The sequence below is a fragment of the Paraburkholderia sp. MM6662-R1 genome (assembly GCF_050436245.1).
In the GTDB taxonomy this organism is placed as follows: Bacteria; Pseudomonadota; Gammaproteobacteria; order Burkholderiales; family Burkholderiaceae; genus Paraburkholderia; species Paraburkholderia tuberum.
In genome coordinates this window covers 2,046,890-2,071,186 of the sequence record NZ_JBNDLV010000001.1, presented here as the reverse complement: position 1 = coordinate 2,071,186, position 24,297 = coordinate 2,046,890, and the positions used below count along the sequence as shown (strand labels likewise).

Genomic DNA, 24,297 nt, shown 5'->3' with positions numbered 1-24,297 from the left:
GCGGGGTCTGAAGGAAGCGTGTAGCAAAGCCACGACCTGACGAACAGAAACCAGATATGAGGCCTACCCGGCCGGACGAGCGAGCATATGATCGCGAAGTCCTCAACCATCAAGGGCCGGGGTGGTAAATCTGGCAGGTGTGTGGTGAAGGCGGTTGAGCTTACCTCGGGAGGCCTGCCCGGTGTCCTGAAATCAGGACTGAACGACCCGCAAGGGGCGTTGATCGTCGTGTAGGAGTCAGCAGCGGGCATAGTACAGCGGCAACGTTGGAAGGCCCAAACGGAAAGGAGCGGCAAGTAAGCCGGAGAACTCGACATGGGAGAGCAGCAGAAAACGCATCGCGTCCTCGACAGCGGAAGCAGGGGTGAAGCCCCGATGGCTGCTGGTGGAGGGGCTGAACCTATGGCGGCGAACCCCGAGTCTGAAAGCCCGTCGGCATATGACCGACTGATGGAAGAAGTCTGCGAAAGGGGGAACCTGAAGCAGGCGTTGAAGCGTGTGAAAGCGAACAAGGGCGCACCGGGCGTGGACGGGATGACCGTTCAGGCATTACCGGCGTACCTGCGGGAGCATTGGCCGTCGATACGGGCCACGCTGCTGAACGGCACATACAAGCCTCAACCTGTGAGACGGGTCGAGATACCCAAGCCGGATGGTGGTGGCGTGCGCAAGCTCGGCATCCCCTCTGCGCTTGATCGATTCGTCCAGCAGGCGGTCTTGCAGGTGTTGCAAAGGCAGTGGGACCCGACGTTCTCGGAGTCCAGCTACGGCTTCCGTCCGGGCCGCTCGGCACATCAGGCCGTGGCGCAGGCGCAAAGCTACATCCAGTCGGGGTACCGATGGGTTGTAGATCTGGATCTGGAGAAATTCTTCGATCGCGTGAGCCACGACATCCTGATGAGTGGGGTGGCAAAGCGAGTCAGCGACAAGCGAATGCTGAAGCTGGTCCGCTCCTTCCTGACGGCGGGTGTGATGGAGCACGGGCTGGTTGGTGCGACGGACGAGGGCACACCCCAGGGTGGCCCCCTGTCCCCGCTATTATCCAATCTGATGCTCGACGATCTTGACCGGGAGCTTGAGCGACGCGGGCTGCGTTTCGCGAGGTACGCTGACGACTGTAACGTCTACGTACGCAGCGAACGCGCGGGCCAGCGTGTGATGGCGGGGCTGAAGGCCTTCCTCGCCGGCAGGCTGAAGCTGACGGTCAACGAGACCAAGAGCGCGGTCGCACGGCCACACACGCGGAAGTTTCTGGGGTTCACCTTCTCGGATCGGGACAAGGTCAAACGGCGTATTGCGCCCAAGGCGCTGTCCCGCCTCAAGGAGCGCATCCGGGAATTGACTCAACGCACGCGCGGGGTCAGCGTCGACCAGATGATCGGCGCGCTGAAACGTTATCTGGCAGGGTGGCGGGGCTACTGTCATCGGCAACTTGAAAGTCGTCGAGATCTGACGGTGCGAACGTCATCTTCTTCGTGGTGGTTTTTCTTCCGGGTGCGTTTTCTTCCGGCTTTTGTTTCATAAAGGCCTGGCTGTTCTTCGCTTTTCGCTTCTTCTTCGGCTGTTGTTTTTTGTTCGTGCCGAACCTGACGGCGAGGCTCGGGCGTAGGCGCGCGCATGATCTGCCCCCAAGGAGGGTCGGTCATGAAGCGCGTCGGACAGCGAAAGTGCCGGCATTGCGGGGCCTGGTTTCGTCCCGATCCCCGCAATGCGCGGCACCAACGGTACTGCAGCGAACCCGCGTGTCGCCGGGCGAGCAAAGCCGTCAGCCAGCGGCAATGGCTGGCCAAACCCGAGAACCAGGACTATTTCCACGGTGCGGAGCACGTCGCGCGGGTGCGGCATTGGCGCGCCGAGCATCCGGGCTACGGGCGCCGAACGCAGCAGAAGTCCGAGAAGTCTGGGGATGCGTTACAAGAGAACTGCCGCGCGCAAACCCTTGCCACACAAGGCTCGGGGGCCGATTCGGGAGGCGCTGCGTTACAAGAAGTCTTATCGGCGCAACCGGCCGTCCTGATTGGGCTGATCGCCCATTTGACCGACAGCCCGTTACAAGAAGACATCGTGCGCAGCAGCCGGCGGTTGCTACAACTGGGGCAGGACATCTTGCATGGGAGGGGGGAGCATGCCGAGCAAGCGTGTGATTTGCCCTGAGCGGATCCGGCAGATTCCGGCGCACTTCAGTTGGGTCGATCACCGGCTGGTGCGCGAGCGCTACCTCGAGCGCTGTGACGCCTGTGCGGCTGCGCTGTACCTGTTTCTGGTCACCGTCGCCGATGCGCAGGGCCTGAGCTACTACGCCGACGCGACGCTCGCACGGCGCCTGTCGATGGCGCCGGCGCGTCTGGAGATGGCCCGCAGCGACCTGATTCGCGTCGGCCTGATCGCCTGGCAAGGGCCGATCTATCAGGTGCTGGCGCTGGATGCGCCGGTGCCGGCGCCGCCGCTGCCTCACGCGGACGTGACGACGCAGCTTGAGCGGTTGCACGCGGCGCTGGGGAAGCGTCGTGCTTGATTATGAAACGTACTGCAAGATTCGCGACTGCCATGATCGGCAGCACCTGACGATCACGCAGACGGCGCGCGCGCTCGGCCTGCATCCGCAAACGGTGTCCAAGTGGTTGAAGGCCGCGCGGTACGCACATCGCGCGCAGCCGCCACGCGCCAGCCGGCTCGATCCGTTCAAGGCGCAGGTGGTACGCTGGCTCGATGCGCACCCGTACAGCGCGCAGCAGATCTTCCAGCGCTTGCGTGAAGCGGGCTTCGACGGCGGCTATACGATCGTGCGCGACTACGTGAGCAAGATCCGCCCGCCGCGTCGCGAGGCATTCCTGAAGCTCGCGTTCGCCCCGGGCGAGTGTGCCCAGGTCGACTGGGGCGAATACGGTTCGATCGCCGTGGGCTCGACGCGGCGGCGGCTCTCGTTCTTCGTCATGGTGCTGTGCTACAGCCGGCTGATGTATCTGGAGTTCACCGTCTCACAGACGATGGAGCACTTCCTCGCCTGCCACGAACATGCCTTTGCCGCCTTCGGTGGTTGTCCGGCCAAGATTATGGTGGACAATCTGAAGTCCGCGGTGCTGCAGCGGCTGATCGGCCACGCGCCGGTATTCAATCCGCGCTACCTCGATGCAGCGCGCCACTGGGGGTTCGAGATCGTCGCCTGCAACGTCGGCAAAGGCAACGAGAAGGGCCGCGTCGAGAACGGCGTGGGCTACGTCAAGAAGAATCTCTTGAACGGGCTCGAGCTCGCCGAGTTCAGCGCCATCAACCCCGCGGCCCGACTCTGGCTCGATACCATTGGCAACGTGCGCATCCACGGCGAGACGCACCAACGCCCCGTCGATCTGTTCGAGACCGAGCGCGCGCATCTGAAGCCGCTCAATGCTTCGCCCTACGACGTCGCGCGCATCCTCACGGTGCGCACGAGCAGCCAGTTTCGCGTAGCGCTGGACACCAACCACTACTCGGTGCCGGCGCGCTACGCCAATACGCGCGTCACGCTCAAGGCCTATCCCGATCGGATTTGCATCTACTACGAGAACCAGTTGATTGCCCGCCATGTGCGCAGCTACGAGCGTCACCTCGATATCGAGGATCCCGAGCATCCGAAGGCCCTGCTCGCGCAGCGTCGCCATGCGCGCGAACAGCGGCTGATGCTGCGCTTCCTGAGCCTGGGCCCGCACGCCCAGGCCTATTGCGAAGGCCTCGAGCAACGGCGCATCAATGCGCGCCAGCATGTGCGCAAGACCGTCGCGTTGAGCGAAATCTACGGCATCGAGGCCGTTGCGCGCGCCCTGCAGGACGGGCTCGCGTTCCAGGCCTTCAGTTGCGAGTACATCGCCAACATGCTCGAGGCCAGAGCGCGGCAGCGGCCCGAGGCCGGAGCACTGCATCTGATCCGCCATCAGGATTGGCTGGAGTTCGAACTCGCCCAGCCGGATCTCTCGTGCTACCGCGTGCCGGAGGCCAACGATGACCAGGATGACGACAAAGACAAAAGCTGAATCCAGCGCGCCACAGTCAGGCGCCGATTCTGCGGCAACGCTGCGCACGCAGCTTATGCAGCTGCATCTGGCCTACACGCTGCAACACTACGAGGCTTTGGCCAGCGAGGCAGCCGCCCAGCACTGGTCGCATGTCGGGTATCTGGCCCGCCTGGTCGAAGGCGAGGCGCATCGGCGTGAAGATCGCAGCGTCGCCCGACGCGTCGCGCTCGCGCGATTCCCGGTACTCAAGACATTGGACCAATTCGAGTGGAACTGGCCCACCAAGATCAATCGTCTGCAGGTCCAGAATCTGTTTCGCCTGAACTTCATCGAGGAGCACGCCAACGTGATCTTCCTCGGCGGCGTCGGGCTGGGCAAAAGCCACTTGAGCATTGCGCTGGGCCATACCGCCTGCCTGCGCGGCTACTCGGTGCTATTTGCCACGGCCGTGGACATCATCAATTCGGTGAATGCCGCCTGTGCCCATGGCGGGCTCAAGCGTGAATTGCGCCGCTACGCCAAGCCGCGCCTGTTGATTATCGACCTATGTGCAGCACGTCGTTATGTGCAGTCGGCCGCCGCGGCCACGGTCCACTGGGGCCTTGAGACCGCAGTGCTACACATAACTGGAACGAGCTACTGTGATTCTTCCGTTCACTTGAATGGGAGATTCACATGCTGGAATTTCTCTTTCCCCGCGATTGGCCGCGCTATGCCGCCGGCCCGCAAGGACCGCTAGTCCGCAATTTTGCGGCGTGGGTCGTCGAGCGCGGCTACACGCGCATTTGTGCGAAACGCCACGTCCACCGTTTCCGTGAGGTTCTTACCTATAACCATGTCGCGGCTGCCACCAGCCTCCCGATTACCTCGACTGCGCTGTCCCGCTGGTTCGCACCCTGGTCGCATGAGACGCTGTACCGCGCCACGCAGCGAGCGGCAGCACGCTTCCTTACCGATCGAGGCCTCTTCGTTCCGGTCGCAAAGCCCGGCCGATTCGACCCACTCGTTTCGCAATACCGTTCGCACCTCATTGACCTGCGTGGACTGTCTTCTTCCACGGTTGAGCAGCACCTGAGCACGGTTACCGGCTTCCTGGCGAGCGTCTGTTCGGGGCGCAGGCGCCTTGCAAGCGTTAGATCTGACGATGTCGAGCGCTTTATTGATCAAACCAGCAAGCGTTTTTGCCGTCAGAGTCTTCAGCATACGGTTGCACACCTTCGTGCCTTTCTGAGCTTCTGCGCCGATCGAGGCTACACGAGGAATCGGCTCGACGTCATCGACACGCCCCGTACCTATCGCGGAGAACTTCCACCACGGGCGCTCAATTGGAGGACGGTATGCAAGCTCCTTCATTCGATCGACCGTTCGAGTGTTGAGGGTTGCCGTGATCACGCGATTCTCTACCTGATGGCCTACTACGGCTTGCGCCCAGCAGAAGTTGCTGGCTTGAGGCCCGACTCGATTGACTGGGAGAAGAACACTCTGCGGGTAGACCAGTGCAAGACCCGGTCGGTATTAATCCTGCCGCTGAACGGCCGAACGCGGCGCGTGCTCGAGCGCTATCTACGCCGTCGCCCGCCATTGACGAGCACGCGTCAGTTATTCCTGAGAGTGCGGTGCCCGGCTGGCCCGATCAAGGCTGCAACCGTCGACGACATCTACGCCAAGCGCGCACGGCTCAGTGGTTTGCCCATTCGGCAGACCAGCCCCTACTGCCTGCGGCATAGCTTCGCCATGCGCTTGCTCGAGCGAGGCGTCGGCGTGAAGACGATCGGCGATCTGCTTGGTCACGACTGCCTTGAGAGCACGTGCGTCTATCTTCGCCTGCATGTGGAAGCGCTGCGACACGTCGCCTTACCCGTCCCTTGTTGTGGCCACGCCTCGAGGAAGGAGGCATCATGAACGACCATATCGCGTCAACTGCGCTCGATCCGGTCATCAGGCGATATCTTGCGCACCGTCGAGCGCTAGGACGTCAATACAACATGCAGGAGCGTACCCTGCACTCGCTGACGGACTTTCTCGTCCAGGCTGGCGAATCGGAGCTGAGCAGCAGGCTGTTCGAATCGTGGTGCAAGACCTTCGATTCCCTCACCTCGAACGTGCGCCGCGCCCGTCAAGTTGCCGTGCGCAATTTCTGCCTCTACAGGCAACGTACCGAACCCCGATGTTTCGTGCCGGACATCAACCGGTTTGCGCGACCGCAACCGCACGCCGCACCAATTATCCTGACTCCAGCACAGATCGGCCAATTACTTGAACTTGCGGCCACGCGCGCGGCCACGGCGACATCGCCCCTTCGACCGTATGTCCTGCGCCTGGCGCTTGTACTGCTGTACACGGCCGGGCTGAGGCGAAGGGAGTTGTTACGGTTGACGCTGGCCGATGTGGACGCACACGCTGGAGTTCTGCGCGTACGGGAATCGAAGTTTCACAAATCGCGGTGGGTTCCGCTTTCGTGTGGTGCCCGGCGGGAACTACGCCGCTACCTCGTGCGCCGCCTCGCCACCCCGCTCGACACCTCGCCGTCGTCACCACTACTTTGCAATTTGAGCCATGGTCTACGAGGCTACACTGGAACAGGATTGCGTCGCGGCATCATGGAACTGTTGCATGAGGCCGGAATACGCGATGTCGACGGACGGGTTCCCCGCATTCATGACTTTAGGCACTCCTTTGCAATTGGGGGCACTAATGCGATGGTATCGACAGGGCGCGGACGTCCAGTCCAACCTGCCAAAGCTCGCACTTTACATGGGTCACGTCTCAATCGTCTCGACGGCCTACTATTTGCGCTGGATTCCGGAGCTCCGGGATCTGGCCAGTAATCGGTTCGCCAAGCGATTTGGTTATCTTGTCCAAGGAGAGCAGTGATGAAACGGCGCTCTTATTCCGACGAACTCGGTCGGGCCCTTGTCCGATTTTTCCAGAATTATCTGCCTACGTTGCGAGGGATGAGTCGGCACACAATTCATAGCTATCGCGACACGCTGGTACTCCTGCTGAGATTTCTCAGTGCGATGCGACACTGTGGGATTGAACGCCTGGACCTTGCGGCGATCACTGCTGACTCGGTCGGGCAGTTCCTGACATCTCTCGAGCGAGACCGGCACAACGGCATTGCGACGCGCAATGCCCGGCTTGCCGCGATTCATACGTTCGCGCGGTTCCTGGCAACTGAATTTCCTGAACATCTTGCGGCGTCGCAGGCAATCCTCGGCATTCCATTCAAACGCGGCGCCCAGTCAGCGCCGATCGAATATCTCGAGGAGGGCGAGGTCGAGGCGCTGCTTAGTTCGGTCGATCGAACGACCGCCGCCGGACGACGTGATTACGCATTGCTCTCACTCATGTTTAATACCGGAGCAAGAGTGCAGGAGGTACTCGACCTTCGTCTGTGCGACCTGCGCGTCCAGCGGCCGTGCCAGGTCAGATTGCAAGGCAAGGGAAACAAGGTGCGCGTCTGCCCGATCTGGCCGCAGACTGCCAGGTTGCTGCAGCGACTCGTTGAAGAGCGACCGTATCCCCTTGACGTGAAAGCGGCACTGTTTGTCAACAATCGCGGCGACAAGCTCACGCGCTTCGGCGTTTATTACCTGCTTCGCAAGCATCTGGTCACCGCCGAAGCGGTCGCGCCTACCCTCCGGGAGAAACGTATCCACCCACACTCTCTTAGGCATACGACTGCGGTCAGCATGCTAAAGTCGGGCGTGGACTTCCCAACGATTAGCCAATGGCTTGGTCACGCGAGTCTCGATACAACGATGCGCTATTCGAAAGCAGACATCGACATGAAGCGCCAAGCGCTTCTGCAAGTGTTCCCCGACATATTAACGACGGTGCCAACTGACCGCCGAACCTTTGAACGCTTGCCGACTATCGACTGGTTGAAGCGCCTCTGATAATTATGTGGAGTCCGCGTCCTGCCAACCGGCCGTCACTATGCCTCGACCGACCGAACTCCACATAACGGAGCACTGCACATAGATCGATTAACGTTATGCAAAACGTTAATTGACGAACTCGGATATTTGCCCATCGACCAGCAAGGCGCCGACATCCTGTTTCAGATCGTCAGTCAACGCTCCGAACACGGCGCCACCATCGTCACCTCCAATCGCGCCTTCAAGCACTGGCCCGACATCCTCAACCACGACAGCACCTTGACCTCCGCGCTGCTCGATCGCGTCTTGCATCATGCCGAGACCGTCGTCATCGAAGGCAAGAGCTATCGCATGAAAGACCAGAGCGACCCCAAACCCGCCGCTTGACGCCGTTCACCACCGTGAGTTTCAAACCGCCCGTTTCGCGTGAAATTGACGCCGCCGCTGACAGGGCTACTTCGGTTTCTGCGAAACGCCCAGCGTTCTGCAACGCCTGGATGAATGGATACGCCGCCGCATCCGCTGCTTCTTCTGGAAGCAGTGGAAACGGGGCCGCACAAGATTCCGGGAGCTGACAGTACGCGGCGTCAGCCGAAACCTTGCTGCCCAGACGGTCGGTTCGCCACACGATGCGTGGCGGCTGAGTTGCAGTCCCGCGCTGGGCATCGCCCTGTCAAACCGTTACCTTCGCTCGCTGGGGCTTCCATCACTAAGGCCATAGTCGATTAACCGATCCGAACCGCCGTGTACGGACCCGTACGCACGGTGGTGTGGGAGGGGCCGGGCCGCGAGGCCTGCCCCTATCCCGATTTTCTACACCGAAGAGGATTCTCATGACCATGATTCGCGGAACCCGTTTCATCGTTGGTAAGGAAGCCGCGCAAACACGCGCTCTAGAAAATCAGTTCCGGAGCTATCTTCATTAACGTTGGGGCAGAAGAGGCCATCGTTCCCGCTTTGTGGTCGCAGGATACGTTCATCCAAAAGGCTGGCGGCAGTGAGATCATCGGCCAAATGTGGGCCTTTCCCGATAAGAAGGGACGCGCCTGCTGCCTAATCCCGGAGGCAACTGCTCTTTTCCAGGAGCGGTGTATAGAGTTGCTGGGTCGTCAACAGGAACGGATGTTGTTTTATATCGCTCGATGCTATCGCTATGAACGACCGCAAGCCGGTCGGTATAGGGAATTCTCGCAACTGGGATTCGAGTACCTTTGCCCCGATCCGGAATTGGCGGTCAAACGTAGTCAGGAGATAGTGATTGGCTTCTTTGATTCACTTGGACTTGGCTATGAAATCGACGGCTCAGCTCGTAGAGGCCTCAGCTACTATCTCAACGGCCGGGGCTTCGAGATGCGCTGCACTGAACTCGGAGCGCAGCAGCAAGTGGTGGGCGGCGGGGCGTATCGGGAAGGTGCGGGCTTTGGAATCGGTGCGGAACGGCTGCTGTTGGCGATGACAGCTCAAGGGCTCGTATAGCAACACGAAACGCGGGAAAAGGCTTGTGGTTGGGATCAATTGCAAGCCTCATATCGGGCTGATACGCTTTCGCGTGAGAGCGGGAACGTCCGCTTCCCGCTCCCGCGACCGTCCCTTGTGGGTCGACATGTGCCAAAACGCATTGGGCAGCACGCGGCCAATTTCTGCCGTTCGGAAAGCGCGTTTGGCGGTCCGTTCTTGTCCAGGGAGCGGACGATGGCACAAAAACACTGCAACTTCGCCCATTTTAATATGACATGCGCCTCTAGCCGGTTCAGCTGCTCCGCTCCTGTAGCAGTGCCACCATGCGTTGGGCAAGCGGAGAGAGGTAAGCCCCGGTCCGGAACACCACGCCAATACGTCGACGCAAGTCGAGTTCGTTCATGTCGAGATTGAGCGCGCGCAGCCCCTCGAGACTCTCGAACGATTCGGTGCCTGCTATGCAGAGCATCGTCGTGCCGCGCAGCAGATGTAGTAGCGAGGTGCTACCGAAATCGGTTTCCACGCGAAGCTTCGGCGGCCCGAGCCCCTGCCGCTCGAAGGCCGCGTCGACTTGCTGCCGCAGCAGAATGTTCGGTCCAGGCAGCAACCATTCCTGACCTGCCAGATCCGCAAGCCGTAGATTGCGCTTGCGATGTAGTGCATGCGCCTCATCGGCTAGCACGGAGAGCGAGTCGCGAAAGAGCTCGACGAAGGTAACGTCGCCTACGCTGCGAGTCGGCTCGGGCGCCACGACCAGATCGAGTTCGCCCGCCATGAGGAGGTCGACCAGATCGCGTGCGAGCCGGCGCCGCAGTCGCAGACGCGCGGCCGGGCGTTCGTTCAACAACTGTCGGCACGCGCCCAGTACCAGCGCGTTTGGCACCGTTGGCGAATAACCGATGCGAAGCACGCCCTGTTCGCCGCTCCGGATCGCATGCATTTCCTTCAGCGCGTCTTCGTATTCGAGCGCAATGCGCTGGGCACGTACGATGAACAGCGCCCCTGCCTGGGTCGGCACGATACCGCTGGCCGTGCGCTCGAACAGTCCCAGCCCAACCTGCGCCTCCACGCGTTGAATCGCCTTGGTCAAAGCCGGCTGGCTCATGCCTAGTGCCTCGGCGGCACGGCCAATGCCGCCGTGCTTCTCGACGGCAAGCAGATATTCCAGGTCCCGTGTCTCCATCGTCATTCCTGATGGCTATGACTTTATAGCCAACGCCTCATTGTGGTGATCCCCTGCATCTTACAGACTAAGAGCCAGATCGATAACGGGAGACACCGATTGGCCTTTGCTTATTTTCTGCGCCGCGCCGCGCGTTATTGGGGCGACACCGTAGCGGTCATGCATCGCGAGCGCGAGCTGACGTACCGCCAACTCGACGAACGCTCAAGCCGGCTCGCGAATGCATTACTCGGTCTTGGACTGACGAAAGGCGACCGGGTCGCGGTTCAGGCCCGCAACTGCACGGAATTGGTGGAGATCGAATGCGCGCTTTATAAGGCCGGGCTCGTCAAGGCCGCGTTGAATCCTCGCTTCACGGTGCACGAAGCCGCCGACGTGGTCGAGAATTGCGCACCGCGCGTGATGATCGCGGGAGCGGGATACACGACTTACGATCGCAGCTCGCCAGGTTTCCGTTCAGTCGAAACATTCATTTCTGTTGGCGAAGCGGCGAACGGCTATGCCGACTACGAAACACTGATTTCGCGGGCCAGCGCGAACCTGCTCGATGTCACCCTGTCGTCCGACGACCTCGCCGTGCTGCACTTCTCGTCCGGTTCGACCGGCAAGATCAAGGCGGCCATGCAGACCTACGGCAATCGCCTCGCGTCGCTGCGCAAAATCCTGTTGGGCATGGACCGTCCCGCGAAACCGGGCGACCGCCTGGCGCTCATCGGACCGGTCACGCACGCGTCGGGCATGTTGATGCAGCCGTACCTCTGTTCGGGCGCCACACTCGTGCTGTTCGACACATTCGAGCCAGCGCACTTTCTTGCGGAAATCGAACGACTCCGCATTACGCACGTGTTCATGGTGCCCACGATGATCAACATGCTGCTCAACGATGCTGCGCTGGACACCGCCAATCTCAAGAGCCTGAAGATGCTCGGCTACGGCGCCGCGCCAATGGCGCCAGCGCGCATCGAGGAAGCATGGACGCGGATCGGGCCGGTGCTGTCGCAAGGCTACGGCGCGAGCGAGTCGACCTCGGGCGTCACGCGCCTGAGCATCGCCGATCATGCCGACGCAATCGCGCACCGTCCCGAAAGGCTGGCATCGTGCGGCCGGCCGACGGGCGAGACTGAAGTCCTGGTGGTTGACGAACACGGCCGCGAGGTCATGGGCGATGCGATCGGTGAGATCGTCATTCGCGGCGCCGACGTGTTCCAAGGCTACTGGGGCGAGCAGGAACTCACGCGTGAAGTGCTCGTCGACGGCTGGCTGCGCACCGGCGATCTCGCGCGCGTCGACGAAGAGGGCTTTATCTACCTCGTCGATCGCCAGAAAGACATGATCATTTCCGGCGGCTTCAACGTGTATCCCACCGAAATCGAAGCCTCGCTGTATCAGCATTCCGATGTGATGGAAGTATGCGTGGTCGGCGTGCCCGACGAGAAGTGGGGCGAAAGCGTCAAGGCGGTCGTCGTGCTGAAGTCCGGACGCAATACGTCTGCCGAAGAAATCATCGCGCATTGCCGCGCCCGGCTGGCCGACTACAAACTACCGCGAAGCGTGAGCTTCGTCGCCGATCTGCCCAAGAATGCGAGCGGCAAGGTCGCCCGCAAGCTGGTTCGCGAGCAGTACTGGCAAGGCATCTCGCGTCGTGTCAACTGAAGGGGACAACCATGTTCGATCACCTGAACAATCCGGCATTTATTGAAACGCGTGAGGGCATTCGCCGTTTCATCGCGGAAGAATTGCTGCCGCTGGAGCAGGAACTCGGCCTCGGCAGCGAAGACGTCTGGCCGCGCGACACGCTGCGCCGTGTCTGGCGCCGCTCCGCTCAACTCGGCTTCTACGCGTCTTGCCTGCCCATCAAGCTCGGTGGCCGCGGGTTGTCGATCACCGAACAATGCGCACTCAAGGCGGATCTGGCCGTATCCGGTTCTGCGCTCGCGCCTCATGTCCTCGGCGACCTGGGCGGCCCGCCGCGCGTCGGCAACATGCTCAAGTACGCGACGCCGGATCAGCTCGTGCACTACTTCGAACCGGTAATCCGGGGGGAGAAATCGACCTGCTTCGCGCTGACCGAACCCCACTCCGGCTCGGATGCGCAGAGCATCACCACCTCGGCCGTGGTGGACGGCGACGACCTCGTGATCAATGGCATCAAGCACTACATCAGCGGCGCGCCGTTTGCCGATTTTGCGATCGTCATGTGCGTGACGGACGCCGGCGCCTCGCCACCCGCGATCACTGCGGTGCTGGTCGACCTCGATCTGCCCGGCGTGACGGTCGAACAGCAATACGTGCCGATGTCTGGACAGCACATCGACGCGGACATCCGCTTCGTCGACGTGCGCGTGCCTCGCGCAAACGTGTTCGGCGGAGAGGGCAACGGCTTCAAGCTCGGCATGTCGCGTATCAACGTGAACCGCCTGCTGCATTGCCCGACGATGCTCGGCCTCGCCACGGCGGCCTACGAAGCGTCGCTCGACTATGCGCGTACGCGCCGGCAGTTCGGCGGCCCGATCGCGCGCTTTCAGGCAATCCAGCACATGCTCGCCGACATGGCCGCCGCGCTGTGGGCGTGCGAAAGCATGATCGCGCAGACCGCCGCGCTCGCCGACGCCGGCGCGGATCTGCGGATGAAGGCCGCGGCCTGCAAACTGTTCGTGTCGGAACGTTGCTTCGAGATTGCGGACAAGGCCGTGCAGATTCACGGCAACGTCGGCGTGACGCGCCACCACCCAATCGAGCAGACGTTCCGGAAACTGCGCATGTTCCGCATTTTCACGGGCACGAGCGAAATCCAGCGCAATACGATCGCCCGCGTCATTCTCGACCCGGCCGGCTCGCCGGCCTGAAAGAGGGGGCAACATGCGCACGAAGAATGCTGGACGCCTCTAAAAGGAAGCGATACCGATGAAACCTGAATGGTCCTGCCTGAACGGCGTCAAGGTTATCGACCTGAGTCAGTTGTTGCCCGGTCCGCATGCCACGTCCATGCTGATGCATCTGGGCGCGGACGTGCTCAAGGTCGAACCGCCGGGCACCGGCGATCCGGCACGGCAACTCGGACGCGAGGTGTTCGCCCAGCTCAACCGCGGCAAACGGTCCGTCGCGCTCGACCTCAAGAGTCCCGCAGGCACGGCCGCCATGCTCGAGCTCGTGCGCGGTGCGGATGCAGTCGTCGAAGGTTTCCGGCCAGGCGTCATGAAACGGCTTGGACTCGACTATTCGACGCTCGCTGAAGTGAATCCGCGCATCGTGATGTGTTCGATTTCCGGATTCGGGCAGACCGGCCCGTACGCGGCCCGGCCTGGCCACGATCTCAATTACCTGGCGCTCGGCGGTTTCTGGTCGATTCCGGTCCAGGTCGACGACCGGGTCACGCGCCCGCGTGTGCGGCTTGCGGACTACGCCGCCTCGAGTCACGCCGCGCTCGCGCTGGCGGTTGCTGTTATGAGCGCGCGTCAGAACGGTCGCGGCCAGCATCTTGACGTATCGATTCACGACTGTGTGTTGGCGTGGACTGCATCGGCCGCGTGGACCTCGCGCGAGTATGCAGACCGCCCGCTGGCATCGCCCAACGTCATGTCCGAGAACGATCTTTTCGCGACGCGAGACGGCCGGCATCTTGCGTTGGGGATTCTGGAAAACAAGTTCTGGTTGAACCTGTGCGAAGCGCTCGGAGCCGACTATCCCGCGTTGACTGATGATCGCTTCGCGTCGCGCCTCGGCAGGCAGCAGTTCAAGCGCGAGGTCAACTCGCTGCTCACGCAGATGTTCTTGCAGCGCACACTTGCCGAATGGCTCGACATGCTCGCGTCTTTCGATCTGCCGGTGTCGCCGCTGCTTGATGCGCATGAGCTGTTTGACGATCCGCATGTGCGCGAACGCGGCATGGTCCGTGAACTCGCTAACGGCGCAACCATGGCGGTGCGCTTTCCCGTGAAGTTTTCAGCGGGTCTGCCCGACGCCAGCGACACTGTCCCGCTGCTTGGTCAGCACGACTGCTAGATCCGCCCTCAGCAACACCAACCGCAGGGACGCGAAAGACGTCCCCACCATAACGGAGACAACCCGAATGACAATTGAACACAACCGGTACCGGCCGGCACGGGCGTGGTTTATCGCGATCATGCTTGCGTTGATGATGCTCGTGAACTTTCTGGACAAGGTCGTGCTCGGCCTCGTTTCCATCCCGATGATGCGTGAGCTTCACCTGTCCCCCACGCAGTTCGGGCTGATTGGCGGGAGCCTCAACTGGTTGTTTTCGATTTCCGCCGTGCTGGGCGGCCTCGCGGCGAATCGCGCTTCGACAAAATGGCTGTTGCTGCTGATGGCTGGCTCATGGGCCCTGCTGCAATTGCCGATGCTGGTCGCCAGTTCGATCTGGAGCATCATCGCGTGCCGTGTGCTGCTCGGCGCCGGCGAAGGACCGACCTCGCCGGTTGCCGTGCATGCGCTTTACAAGTGGTTTCCGGACGCCAGGCGCAACCTGCCTGTCGCCGTGCTGCATCAGGGGAGCGCGCTCGGTCTGCTGGTCGCGGGGCTGAGCATTCCGGCCATCACGGCACACTGGGGCTGGCGGGCAAACTTTCTCGTGCTGTCCGCGCTGGGCTGCCTCTGGTGCATCGCGTGGCTCGTGTTCGGCGCGGAAGGTCGTTTGTCGAGTCCCGTACGTCCCGGTCGCACGGCGCGCGTCCCGTACGCTCTGCTGCTGACCGATCGAACGGTACTGGGCGTTTTTGCCGGGCACTTCGCCGCCAACTGGATACTTGCCATGACACTCACCTGGACGCCAACCTGGCTGCAACAGGGAGTGGGTTATGAACCGCATGTCGCGGGCAGAATGTTTGCGTTATTCGTCGCCATTACTGCGCCCCTTAGCCTCGGGCTTGCCTGGCTGTCGCAGCGCCTGTTGGCGAACGGGGTGCCGTCGAGAGTCGGTCGCGGCGGCTTCCTTGCCGTCACACTGATCGTGGCAGGCGCACTGATTGCCTTGCTTGCGTGGCCAGGCGTTTCGCCCATGATGAAGTTCATCCTGCTCACGCTCGGCAGTGGCATGACGCTTGCCATGTATTCGATCGGGCCTGCCATGTTGGGCGAAGTCACCCCCGATTCGCAACGGGGCGGCGTCCTCGCATTGAGCAACGGATTTTCATCGCTCGCCGGACTTGCCGCGCCGATCGTCACCGGGCTGCTGATCGACGGCGCCGGCCGGTCCACCGCGCGCGGCTTCGAGCAGGCGTGCGTCGCCTGCGGCGTGGTGCTGCTGGGATGCGGCCTGCTTTGCGCATTCTGCCTTGACCCGCAGCGCTCGCAACGGCGCCTCGCCGGTGGCGTGTCCGGCGCCCCAGTCCTGCGTAGCGTCGCCGATCCTGGCTGAAACACCGCGCCTCACCGTCTTTGAGTGCGTTCCGCGACACGTGTGGACGGACGCGATCAATTAGTTATCCGTAATAATACCAATAGAAAACAAAGGAAACGTATGAAGAGGGTTCTTGGTGCGACGCTGATAAGCCTGCTCTCGGGAGTGGCCTGTGCGCAGTCGAGCGTGACGTTGTATGGCGATGTCGGCGGCGGTCTTCGCTGGACGAACGGCTCCAAGGGCGGCAGCGTGGTCGGTTACAACAACAATATCATTGCCGGCAACCAGTTCGGATTCACTGGCAAAGAAGACCTGGGTGGCGGCCTGAAGGCCATCTTCAAACTGGAGGGAGCGTTCAACAGCGGCACCGGCGCGGTGAAGACCTCGGGCACCTTGTTTTCGCAGGCTGCGTTCGTCGGTTTGACTGGCAATTTTGGCCGCCTGACCTTTGGCCGGCAACTGAACGCAAACGAAGACCTCGGCATTCTCATCGATCCGGCGGGTGGGCGCGGACAGTCCATTGCGATCGAACCAGGCGTGGTATATAGCGCTAACTATTTCACACTGGACTCGCGCTTCAATAACACCGTTAAGTACATCGGACAGGCGGGCGGCTTTCGCCTGGCGGCGAGCTATTCTCCAGGCGGCGTCGCGGGCAATTCCCGTGCGGCGACGAACTTCTCGGGCGCAGCCTTGTACCAGTGGGGACCGGCGCTCGGCGGCGTGTCCTATCAGAAAACCTGGAACGCGACCGCGACACAGTGGGCGCAAACGTTCCAGACCGGCGGCACGCTCCAGCTCGGACCGGCGCGCCTTTACCTGAATTATGCCGACCTCACCGTCACCGGCGCCACACCGCTTGCTGCCCGGCGTCGCGACAAGATTCCGGGCGGTGGAGTCGTCTGGTTGGTCACGCCAGCTTGGCAGTTCACGGCGGCTCTCATTGAAGATATTGCCAGTAATCTTGGCAATGTCGCGTCGGCAAACGGCCATAAAGTCACAACGTTTGCAATTGCCGAGTATTTTCTGTCGAAGCAGACCGAACTCTACGCGGAATTCGATCGGAACGGATTTTCAGGCGCCTATCGTTACGATCCCGCCAACATCACCGCACTCGGCCTGAATCCCGGTGGCCATACGATGACCGGCGTGTCACTCGGTCTAATGACGCGCTTCTAGAAGGGAGGCGTCACCTACGCGTGGCCGTTCCCACCCATTCACTTTATTGAAGAAATCGCATGACGATCCTTATTCGAATTCCCCGCGCTCTGCTCATGGCTGCGCTTATCGGGGCGTCCGCCGGCGCATTTTCCCAGTCGGGCGCCGCATCCGCGGGCGGCGCCAACCCCGCCTCTGACGCGACGTCCGTCAAGGCACGGAAGGCCGCGGACAGGAAGCTCGCTCGCCGGGTATCGACGGCACTGGCTCGCACCCGAGGGCTCAACGCCGCACGCATCTTCGTGAAGGCTCAAAGCGGCCACATCACGCTTTCCGGCTCGGTGTCGGATAACGTGCAGATTCCACTGGCCGTCGAAGCGGCAAAGCAGGTCACCGGCGTCTCAAGCGTTGAGAACTTCATCCACCTGTCTGGGCCATCGCTGTAATGCCTGCTTTCCGGGAAAAACCATGAAAAATACTCGAAATCGTAACCTCGCCACTCGCCCCGTCGCGACCGCCGTGGCGCTTGTCATTGGCGCGCTGTTGCCGCTGGCCACGCATGCTCAGGAGGTCGGGGTATCTCGCGACCCCGTCGAACTCGGCATCATGCAGGGCTTTCCTCCGCCTGCGGACAAGCTCGTGACCAAGGCCAACTCGCTGCGCTACCCGAACCTTGCCTGGGCGCTCCGCAATACCCGTCTGATGAGCCCTACTGCTAATGTCGAACACGCGCATACGCCGTTGCCGCTACCTGCCGGTGCGGCGCTCGACCCCGACAAGGTGCAGTTAACTGTCGACGGAACGACGCTAACCTTAACCGATTATCTGCGGCGCTCCTACACCGACGGTTTCATCGTCGTTCACGACGGCAAGGTGGTGCTTGAGCGCTACTTCAATTCCTTTACGCCCCGGCAGACGCACGCGTGGGCGTCGATGACCAAATCCGTGACGGGACTCGTTGCGGCGCAACTGATTGACGGAGGCCGACTGGACCCCCAGGCGACACTCTCGACATACGTTCCCGAACTCGCGGGCACGCCGTTCGGCGACGCGACGGTCCAGCAAAATCTGGATATGGAGGTGCCGGTCAGCTACCCGGCCGATCTTCCACCCGATCTGGGGCTGTTCGGCGCAGTGGGCATTATTCCGCGCCGCAGCGGCGCCCCAGACAGCATCTACGACTTCCTGAAGGTGGCACGCCCCACGCCCGGAGCCACGGCGGAAAACGTGTGGTTCTACCAGAATGGCTCGCCCGAAGCCGTCGCATGGGCGATACGGCGCGTGGCGGGGCAGTCGTGGAGCGAACTCGTCTCCCGCACGATCTGGCAAAAAATCGCCGAAGACGATGGCGATGTCGTGGTCGATCGTGAAGGCACCGAAATGGCAAGTGGTGGTTTCAACACGACGCTTCGCGACGCGGCACGTTTCGGTGAGTTAATGCGGTTGGGCGAAGCGGGACGGACGACTTTGCTCCCGGCTTCTACTGCCCACATCACATTGAAGCCTGCGGATAATGCCGGCGCCTTCGCGAAGGGCAATCTCGCGTCGGGTCGCGCCGGTTACTCATATCGCGACTACTGGTATCAGGTGAACGATGGAGACGGCTCGTTCGCGGCCGGCGGCCGTTTTGGGCAATCGATCCTGGTCGATCCGAAGACGAAGCTCACCATCGTCAAGTTCTCGTCCTCGCCTGATCAGGCCGCGCGCCCGACCAGTGCGACAGCGGGGCGCTCGATCCCGCGAGCGCCGCTCGATACGGCCGCTGCGCTTAACCAGGCCGCACATGCGATCAGTGCCGCGATCAGATAACGCATCGCAGTGCGAGCAGGGAGCGGTAACGCGACGCGCAGCCCGGTTATCGGTCGGGCGACGTAAAAGTTAGGTGCGGCCGTACGCGTTGTTTAAGTGCTAATCGCTGAGCGGATAACTAGCCTCCGTCGGCGACCGTCCGATTTGTGGGTGCTCAGCGGACATTCGCCGTCAGTGTGTGACGGGCGGCTCCGGGTCGACTTCTGCCGACCGCATCGGTCAGCACGCGGCCAAAGGCGGCCAGTCGCCCGCATCATCGTTCAGACACAGCAATGTCGGTTAGACCTTTGAGAACGGCCGTCCAGCTCAAGATTTTTTAACCTTGTTCTATTGACCAACGCTGTCATTTGCCGGTTGGCGTGTGTCGGTCAGCTAACCGACACTGAGCAAACGTTTTGCAGCGGGCGTCAGCTTTTCTGTGCCATCGACATCTTGTACCGCGATCCGGGACGGACGCGCTGCAACAGATCCGCGTGTCGGAAAATATTAATGTTGCTGTAATAGCCGGTTGCTACGGTTCTGGTCCGCAAAAAACTGTCCGCTTTGCCGTTCACGCAAATAACCGGTCAGATAAATCTGCCTGCGGGATACATACTCAATCCGATCAAAATCAAGGCATCAACAAGTCATGCACAACAGACGAACCTTCCTTGCTTCCGCATCCAAAGCTGCGACATTGCCGATCCTGGCATCTGCGCTCAGCGCATGTGGCGGCAACAGCCTTTCCAACGACACGCCGATCTCCGATGCCGAACTGCAAGCACAAGTGATCGGCAAGCTGAATGCCGAACTCAACGACACCACAACCGGGAGCACGATCGAACCTTATATGATGGACGTGGGCTTTACGTGGGATCTGCCGCTGATTCCCGCAGCAAAGGTCAACGCCATCGTTGCATACAGTTTCGGTAATCGTCCGAACGCCGCAAGCGGCAACACGTCGAGCACCGGCGCCAATCAGGTTGCACTTCCAGATCCGGGACCGATCAATGAAGAACTGGCGGACGCAGTGCATCAGATCTATCAACTGAATCCGGTCAAGGTATTCGCGCAGTGGGAAATCGCACGCTTTCTGGTGTCCAAGTACCAGATGAATAGTACGAACCTGTATTCCGTCGAACCAGTTGTTGCCAGCGACGGTTCCATTGTCTATCTCAGTACGGACGGCGCCGCCGCAGACATCGTCGCGCGCGAAGGAGGGGGCGCGGCGATGGGAACGGTGGCGGTAGTCGGGCATCGCGATCACGCGAAACGCTGCATCCAGACATCCATAGGCCGTGGGATGAACGCGTATGCGGTGAAAGAAGTCACGTTACCGGTCAACTACGATCTGTTGTCAGGACAGCCGTGGACGCGCAATCGCTCCCTCTACGGCGGTTGTCAACGTACTTGTCGCGTCACCTCATGCGCACTGCTTTAGTTCTTCCGGTTGCATGCGCTCCGGATTGAGCCAGACTTCATCCTTCAATTTCCAGTTGCGCGTCGATCGGGACCAACGCCGTGGATTGCGCTGCCTGGCCTCCGCATAAACGATCTCACGTTGCGCAAGAACTGCATTCGCCACGCCGTTATGACACTGGGCCGGCGTGACGAATTTGAGGCCGCTGTGTTTGTGCTCATGGTTGTACCAGCGCACGAACTGCTGCGTCCAGGCCCGCGCCTCATCAACGCTGCCGAACGGCTTGCGCGGGTAGTCGGGCCGATACTTGCAGGTCCGGAACAGCGACTCTGCGTACGGGTTGTCGTTACTCACGCGTGGTCGGCTAAACGAGGCCACGACCCCCAGGTTCTCCAGGGTGGCAAGCATCGTCGCACCTTTCATCGGGCTGCCATTATCCGAGTGCAGCACCAGGGGACGTCCTGCCAGGCCCTCTGCCAGACTGGCACGCCGCATCAGCAACGCGGCCAGTTCTGCCGATTCGGCCTCATGCACTTCGTGACCGACAATCTTGCGGCTGAACACGTCCAGCATCATGTACCAGTAGTAATACTGTCCTTTGACCGCCGCAGGTACCCAGGTGATGTCCCACGACCAGACCTGATTGGGCGCCGTCGCGCAATGACTGGTCACTACCCGGGTCGAGGGCTTGCGCGCACGACCACGATGGTGCTGCTGCGAGGCGCTGCGCAGCACGCGGTAAAAGCTCGATTCCGATGCGACATACACGCCGCGATCGGCCAGCCTCGGCACGATCTGGCTGGGCGGCAGACTGGCAAACTCCGCACTATTGGCTACCTCAAGAATCTGTTGCCGTTCAGCCTCACTCAACTGGTTGCCCGGCGGCGGCCGTTCGGTCGTGGTACGACCATCAGCACGTACCGTGTCACCGTCACCGACCCAGCGCTGAAACGTGCGCAGGCTCACGCCCAACTCGTCGCAAGCCTTCTCCAGCCGGCAGCCTGACTGCGCCGCCTCGCGTATCAACGATATACATAACAGGCGATCCGGGACGTTGATCAATCGTCCTCTTTGTCTCCCCAGATCGCCTGGACTTTTTTTCTCAGAATCAGCAGCGCCGCCGCTTCCGCTAGCGCCTTCTCCTTGCGCTGCAATTCCTTCTCGAGCTGCCGGATGCGCTGCTTGTCGTCTTTCGACTGGTGGCGCTGCTCGCGTGCCTGCTCGGTGGCATTCGCGTTGGCTGCCTGGCAGGCCGCTCGCCACGCCGCGATCTGTTCGGGATAGAGTCCTTTGCGCCGGCAGTACTCGGCCAGCTCCGCTGCGTTGAGCGGGGCGGCTTCCAGCACTACTGCAAACTTGTCTTCCGAAGACCATCCCTCGGGATTCTTCCCATCGCCCGGCACGGCCAGCCCTTGTCCTTTCGCCTGTCGGCGCCACGTGTACAACGTCTGTTCGGTAATTCCCGTTTCTCTGGCCAGCGCTGAGACCAACGCGTTTTCCGGCGGCATCATGCGACGCACCAGCGCTTCTTTTCTTTCTGCTGAGTAGGCTTTCATTCACCCTGATTTTACCGCCCCCGGACCATGTCTATAAGATTCAGATAACACGACAAGTAGTCTGACGCCGGGGGTCTACCTCGTACATGACATGTATGTGCAGTTGGGCGTCAAAGCCCAGACGCTTATTACCCAAGCCTATCCGCAAGGCTGATTTCAACGCGTCAAAAAAACATCGAGGTTACCTATGTCATCACGCCGTAAATTCCTGTTTGCGACGACGGCCGCGGCTTTGCCCGCTGTCGCCGCTACGTTTGCCGTCAGCACCACTGCAAGAGCGGCCGACGTGCTCGTATCCGATACTGAACTCAAACGTCAAATGCTCGGCAAGCTCGATGTGGAGTTGAATGATTCCACCGTTGCCGCGACCGAAACACCCTATCTCACAGACATCTTTTTTAGCTGGGATCTTCCCACTGTTGCCGCGACCCAGATCAACACGATTATTGCGTACAGCTTTGGCGACCGACCGGCCGCCGAAGGCAGCAGTCAATCGCAACTGCCTCAGCCCGGGCCGATCAATGAAGCGATCGCAGATGCCGTGTATCAGTTGTATCAGTCGAAGCCTGTCATGGTGTACGCACAGTGGGAAGTGGCCAGTGTGCTGACCTCGAAGTATCAGATGAACAGCACGAACCTTCAGTCGGTCAAGCCGCCTACCGTGGCAAGTAACGGCACGATCAGCTACCCCGCACTCGACGATGTGGCGGCCGCGGTCATCGCGCTCAGCGGGACGGCTTCCGCACTCGGGACGGTGGCTGTCGTCACACATCGTGACCAGGCGAAGCGCGCGATTCAAACCTCGCGGGCACGCAGCATGAATGCCTATGCCGCTCTGGGACTGACACTGCCCGTCAACTACGATTCGCAGGCGTCACAGCCCGCGAATCGCCGTCGCGATGTTTATCTATTGAGCGACATGGCGAACCAGTTTGCTACATTGCGTGCGAATCTGATTGCCCAGCAGTATCCCAACGGATAGTGTGCTGGCGCCCGTTTGACGTGTGGCATGGTCGAACTGACTGCATGGCAAATCGATGAGGCGCGGTCTGGCGGACAATTCCCTTGCCTAATCGCGGGATCAAAGGGCGTCCGCCGGCCAGAAAAATTTCGCATGTCACAGCGCCGCAAAAGCCCTTGGTAATCATCCGCGGAACTGTGCCGGACGATTCACGCGGCAACGAGCAGCGCACGGTGGTCAAGACAAACGCTTCTTATCGAGCATGGCCGTACGCCACAACATGCAGTCGATGTCGGTGAAAGCTGAAAAGGGTTGCGGACAAAGGGGCTTCGGTTCGTTCCGGACATGATAAAGGTACGGTCGGTTTTCTGAGGTGAGGACGTCGACCGACTTGGCGACCATCTGGAACTGATGCTGTCGTTGGTCATCGGCTCAATTAGGCGAGGGACAGTGCTTCCAGATCGGTTCAGCGAGCGGCAGCTGACGGCCTTGAAAGCAGTCATTCAATCTGTACGGAATCGAGCGGCTGCAACGGGTCGCGTGCTGCCGATCGCAGCCTTCCGATGGCTCAGGCCTCGTATGCAGATTGCATGAGGCAGTGACCGGCCATGAGCGGGCATTCGCAGTCGGTTGGCGAACGTCTGTTGACGAGCGACGAGCCGCCATCTTGCAAAGCGACGATGACCGATGATTCGGCAGATGGGCCATACGCCCGACGGTGATTTCCGTTTGAGCGATCCGTTCGCGTGCGTCTCGCCAAGACAGGGCCTCTGTCATCACAGCCAGCAATGTGATTGTGTTTTTTTATGACCGGCCTGTATGTGATAGAGGGCATTATCATATATAGAAACTTACATGATCGGCCGCAGTGCATCACTCTAAAATTTTGGCAGATGAGCCTGACGCAGAGGGCGCAAGCCACTTTCACATCCTCAACACCAACAAGCGCCACCGCATCGAGGATCACGAGCGCATGCTCAACGAGGGCGTCGCGGCAGCTTTCTATGCTCCGTGGAAGTTCAACATCGACCGCATCCAGAAGAACGACGTCGTGTTCCTTTATGAAAATGGCAAGGGCATCGTTGCGTTCGGCACGGGAACGGGAAAAACGCTCAAGACCGACCATCAAGGCAACATGGATGAGTGTCATTACCAGAAGCTCCCGGACTTCGTGCGGCTGGATTCACCGCTGTCGGCTGCAGAGATCCGGAAGATTCTCGGCCGCAACGTGGTTTTTCTGAGAACAATGTCGGGCGCATCCGATGGGCAGAAGATCCTCGACCGGATCAATGCACCGTAAAAATGGGCGCACCGGCGGGCTCTGCTTCTCCCGCACCCGATCTGCTCGAGGCGTCGCTTCACGCCTTTCATGAAGCCGGCCCCTGACCGATACGGCGGCACTGTTCCAAGCAATGGGAAATTGCCGTCGGCCCAGCAGCAAACAGCGTGGGCGCAATGATCGTGCACCGGTAAGACCCGGAGAGAGATGTTTGCCACGCGCTCGAAGGTGCGACCTCCAGCATCCGTGGCAGTGCGGACGCGCG

22 protein-coding genes and 1 pseudogene are annotated in these 24,297 nt (G+C 60.9%); 21 read left to right on the top strand and 2 right to left on the bottom strand.

Features of this window, described 5'->3' with window-relative positions:
- Positions 1-315 precede the first annotated feature (315 nt).
- The 11 genes and pseudogenes from ltrA to OKW39_RS09660 all read left to right on the top strand — a co-directional run bounded on the left by ltrA (position 316) and on the right by OKW39_RS09660 (position 9,349).
- The gene (ltrA, locus tag OKW39_RS09710; RefSeq protein WP_429562528.1) at positions 316-1,524 is read left to right on the top strand and encodes a group II intron reverse transcriptase/maturase; all 1,209 of its coding nucleotides are present in this window, start codon (positions 316-318) and stop codon (positions 1,522-1,524) included.
- 120 nt (positions 1,525-1,644) lie between these two features.
- Positions 1,645-2,154 carry a hypothetical protein gene (locus tag OKW39_RS09705; protein WP_429562527.1) on the top strand — a complete coding sequence of 170 codons (510 nt, stop codon included), beginning with the start codon at positions 1,645-1,647 and terminating at the stop codon, positions 2,152-2,154.
- Complete coding sequence (locus OKW39_RS09700; RefSeq protein ID WP_429562526.1) at positions 2,126-2,515, top strand: hypothetical protein; 390 nt, start codon at positions 2,126-2,128, stop codon at positions 2,513-2,515. The genes OKW39_RS09705 and OKW39_RS09700 overlap by 29 nt, the downstream gene beginning before the upstream one ends.
- Positions 2,508-4,007 carry an IS21 family transposase gene (gene istA / locus OKW39_RS09695; protein WP_429562525.1) on the top strand — a complete coding sequence of 500 codons (1,500 nt, stop codon included), beginning with the start codon at positions 2,508-2,510 and terminating at the stop codon, positions 4,005-4,007. Before OKW39_RS09700 ends, istA begins: the two co-directional genes overlap by 8 nt.
- On the top strand, positions 3,976-4,728 hold the full coding sequence (locus OKW39_RS09690; RefSeq protein ID WP_429562524.1) for an ATP-binding protein: 753 nt from the start codon (positions 3,976-3,978) through the stop codon (positions 4,726-4,728). The genes istA and OKW39_RS09690 overlap by 32 nt, the downstream gene beginning before the upstream one ends.
- A complete protein-coding gene (locus OKW39_RS09685) occupies positions 4,665-5,891 on the top strand; it encodes a tyrosine-type recombinase/integrase (RefSeq protein ID WP_429562523.1) in 1,227 nt (408 codons plus the stop codon). The genes OKW39_RS09690 and OKW39_RS09685 overlap by 64 nt, the downstream gene beginning before the upstream one ends.
- A complete protein-coding gene (locus OKW39_RS09680) occupies positions 5,888-6,817 on the top strand; it encodes a tyrosine-type recombinase/integrase (RefSeq protein ID WP_429562522.1) in 930 nt (309 codons plus the stop codon). Before OKW39_RS09685 ends, OKW39_RS09680 begins: the two co-directional genes overlap by 4 nt.
- Before the next feature lie 45 nt (positions 6,818-6,862).
- Positions 6,863-7,891 carry a tyrosine-type recombinase/integrase gene (locus tag OKW39_RS09675; RefSeq protein WP_429562521.1) on the top strand — a complete coding sequence of 343 codons (1,029 nt, stop codon included), beginning with the start codon at positions 6,863-6,865 and terminating at the stop codon, positions 7,889-7,891.
- Between the two features lie 21 nt (positions 7,892-7,912).
- Complete coding sequence (locus OKW39_RS09670; protein ID WP_429563480.1) at positions 7,913-8,260, top strand: ATP-binding protein; 348 nt, start codon at positions 7,913-7,915, stop codon at positions 8,258-8,260.
- 76 nt (positions 8,261-8,336) lie between these two features.
- Positions 8,337-8,594 (top strand): annotated as a pseudogene (locus OKW39_RS09665) (group II intron maturase-specific domain-containing protein); the annotation flags it as partial.
- A 179-nt stretch (positions 8,595-8,773) separates the two neighbouring features.
- Positions 8,774-9,349: an ATP phosphoribosyltransferase regulatory subunit gene (locus OKW39_RS09660; protein ID WP_429563479.1), complete on the top strand. Its 576-nt coding sequence runs from the start codon at positions 8,774-8,776 to the stop codon at positions 9,347-9,349.
- A 274-nt stretch (positions 9,350-9,623) separates the two neighbouring features.
- Here the strand turns inward: OKW39_RS09660 and OKW39_RS09655 are convergent, their stop codons facing one another.
- Entirely contained in the window at positions 9,624-10,514 is an 891-nt protein-coding gene (locus OKW39_RS09655) for a LysR family transcriptional regulator (protein WP_429562520.1), read from the bottom strand.
- 99 nt (positions 10,515-10,613) lie between these two features.
- Between OKW39_RS09655 and OKW39_RS09650 the strand changes: the two genes are divergently transcribed.
- The 8 genes from OKW39_RS09650 (at position 10,614) to OKW39_RS09615 (ending at position 20,257) form a co-directional block, all read left to right on the top strand.
- On the top strand, positions 10,614-12,167 hold the full coding sequence (locus OKW39_RS09650) for an AMP-binding protein (RefSeq protein WP_429561781.1): 1,554 nt from the start codon (positions 10,614-10,616) through the stop codon (positions 12,165-12,167).
- Between the two features lie 11 nt (positions 12,168-12,178).
- Complete coding sequence (locus tag OKW39_RS09645; protein WP_429562519.1) at positions 12,179-13,360, top strand: acyl-CoA dehydrogenase family protein; 1,182 nt, start codon at positions 12,179-12,181, stop codon at positions 13,358-13,360.
- Between the two features lie 58 nt (positions 13,361-13,418).
- Positions 13,419-14,516 carry a CaiB/BaiF CoA transferase family protein gene (locus OKW39_RS09640; protein WP_429562518.1) on the top strand — a complete coding sequence of 366 codons (1,098 nt, stop codon included), beginning with the start codon at positions 13,419-13,421 and terminating at the stop codon, positions 14,514-14,516.
- Positions 14,517-14,583: 67 nt separating this feature from the next.
- Positions 14,584-15,888, top strand: coding sequence for an MFS transporter (locus OKW39_RS09635; RefSeq protein WP_429562517.1), 1,305 nt, complete (start codon positions 14,584-14,586; stop codon positions 15,886-15,888).
- Positions 15,889-15,990: 102 nt separating this feature from the next.
- Positions 15,991-17,049, top strand: a complete 1,059-nt coding sequence (locus OKW39_RS09630) for a porin (protein WP_429562516.1) — start codon at positions 15,991-15,993, stop codon at positions 17,047-17,049.
- 59 nt (positions 17,050-17,108) lie between these two features.
- The gene (locus OKW39_RS09625) at positions 17,109-17,474 is read left to right on the top strand and encodes a BON domain-containing protein (protein WP_429562515.1); all 366 of its coding nucleotides are present in this window, start codon (positions 17,109-17,111) and stop codon (positions 17,472-17,474) included.
- A 22-nt stretch (positions 17,475-17,496) separates the two neighbouring features.
- Positions 17,497-18,837 (top strand): serine hydrolase domain-containing protein, encoded by a 1,341-nt coding sequence (locus OKW39_RS09620; RefSeq protein WP_429562514.1) that lies wholly within the window; start codon positions 17,497-17,499, stop codon positions 18,835-18,837.
- 628 nt (positions 18,838-19,465) lie between these two features.
- Entirely contained in the window at positions 19,466-20,257 is a 792-nt protein-coding gene (locus tag OKW39_RS09615) for a hypothetical protein (RefSeq protein ID WP_429562513.1), read from the top strand.
- Here the strand turns inward: OKW39_RS09615 and OKW39_RS09610 are convergent.
- Positions 20,240-21,792, bottom strand: a protein-coding gene (locus tag OKW39_RS09610) for an IS3 family transposase (protein WP_244168772.1) whose coding sequence is annotated in 2 segments (ribosomal slippage) — positions 20,240-21,330 and positions 21,330-21,792 — 1,554 coding nt in all. Because the reading frame shifts where the segments join, the coding sequence is not laid out codon by codon here. The genes OKW39_RS09615 and OKW39_RS09610 overlap by 18 nt on opposite strands.
- A gap of 187 nt (positions 21,793-21,979) precedes the next feature.
- Between OKW39_RS09610 and OKW39_RS09605 the strand changes: the two genes are divergently transcribed.
- On the top strand, positions 21,980-22,774 hold the full coding sequence (locus tag OKW39_RS09605; RefSeq protein WP_429562512.1) for a hypothetical protein: 795 nt from the start codon (positions 21,980-21,982) through the stop codon (positions 22,772-22,774).
- Between the two features lie 847 nt (positions 22,775-23,621).
- Positions 23,622-24,053, top strand: a complete 432-nt coding sequence (locus OKW39_RS09600) for a hypothetical protein (protein WP_429562511.1) — start codon at positions 23,622-23,624, stop codon at positions 24,051-24,053.
- Positions 24,054-24,297 lie beyond the last annotated feature (244 nt).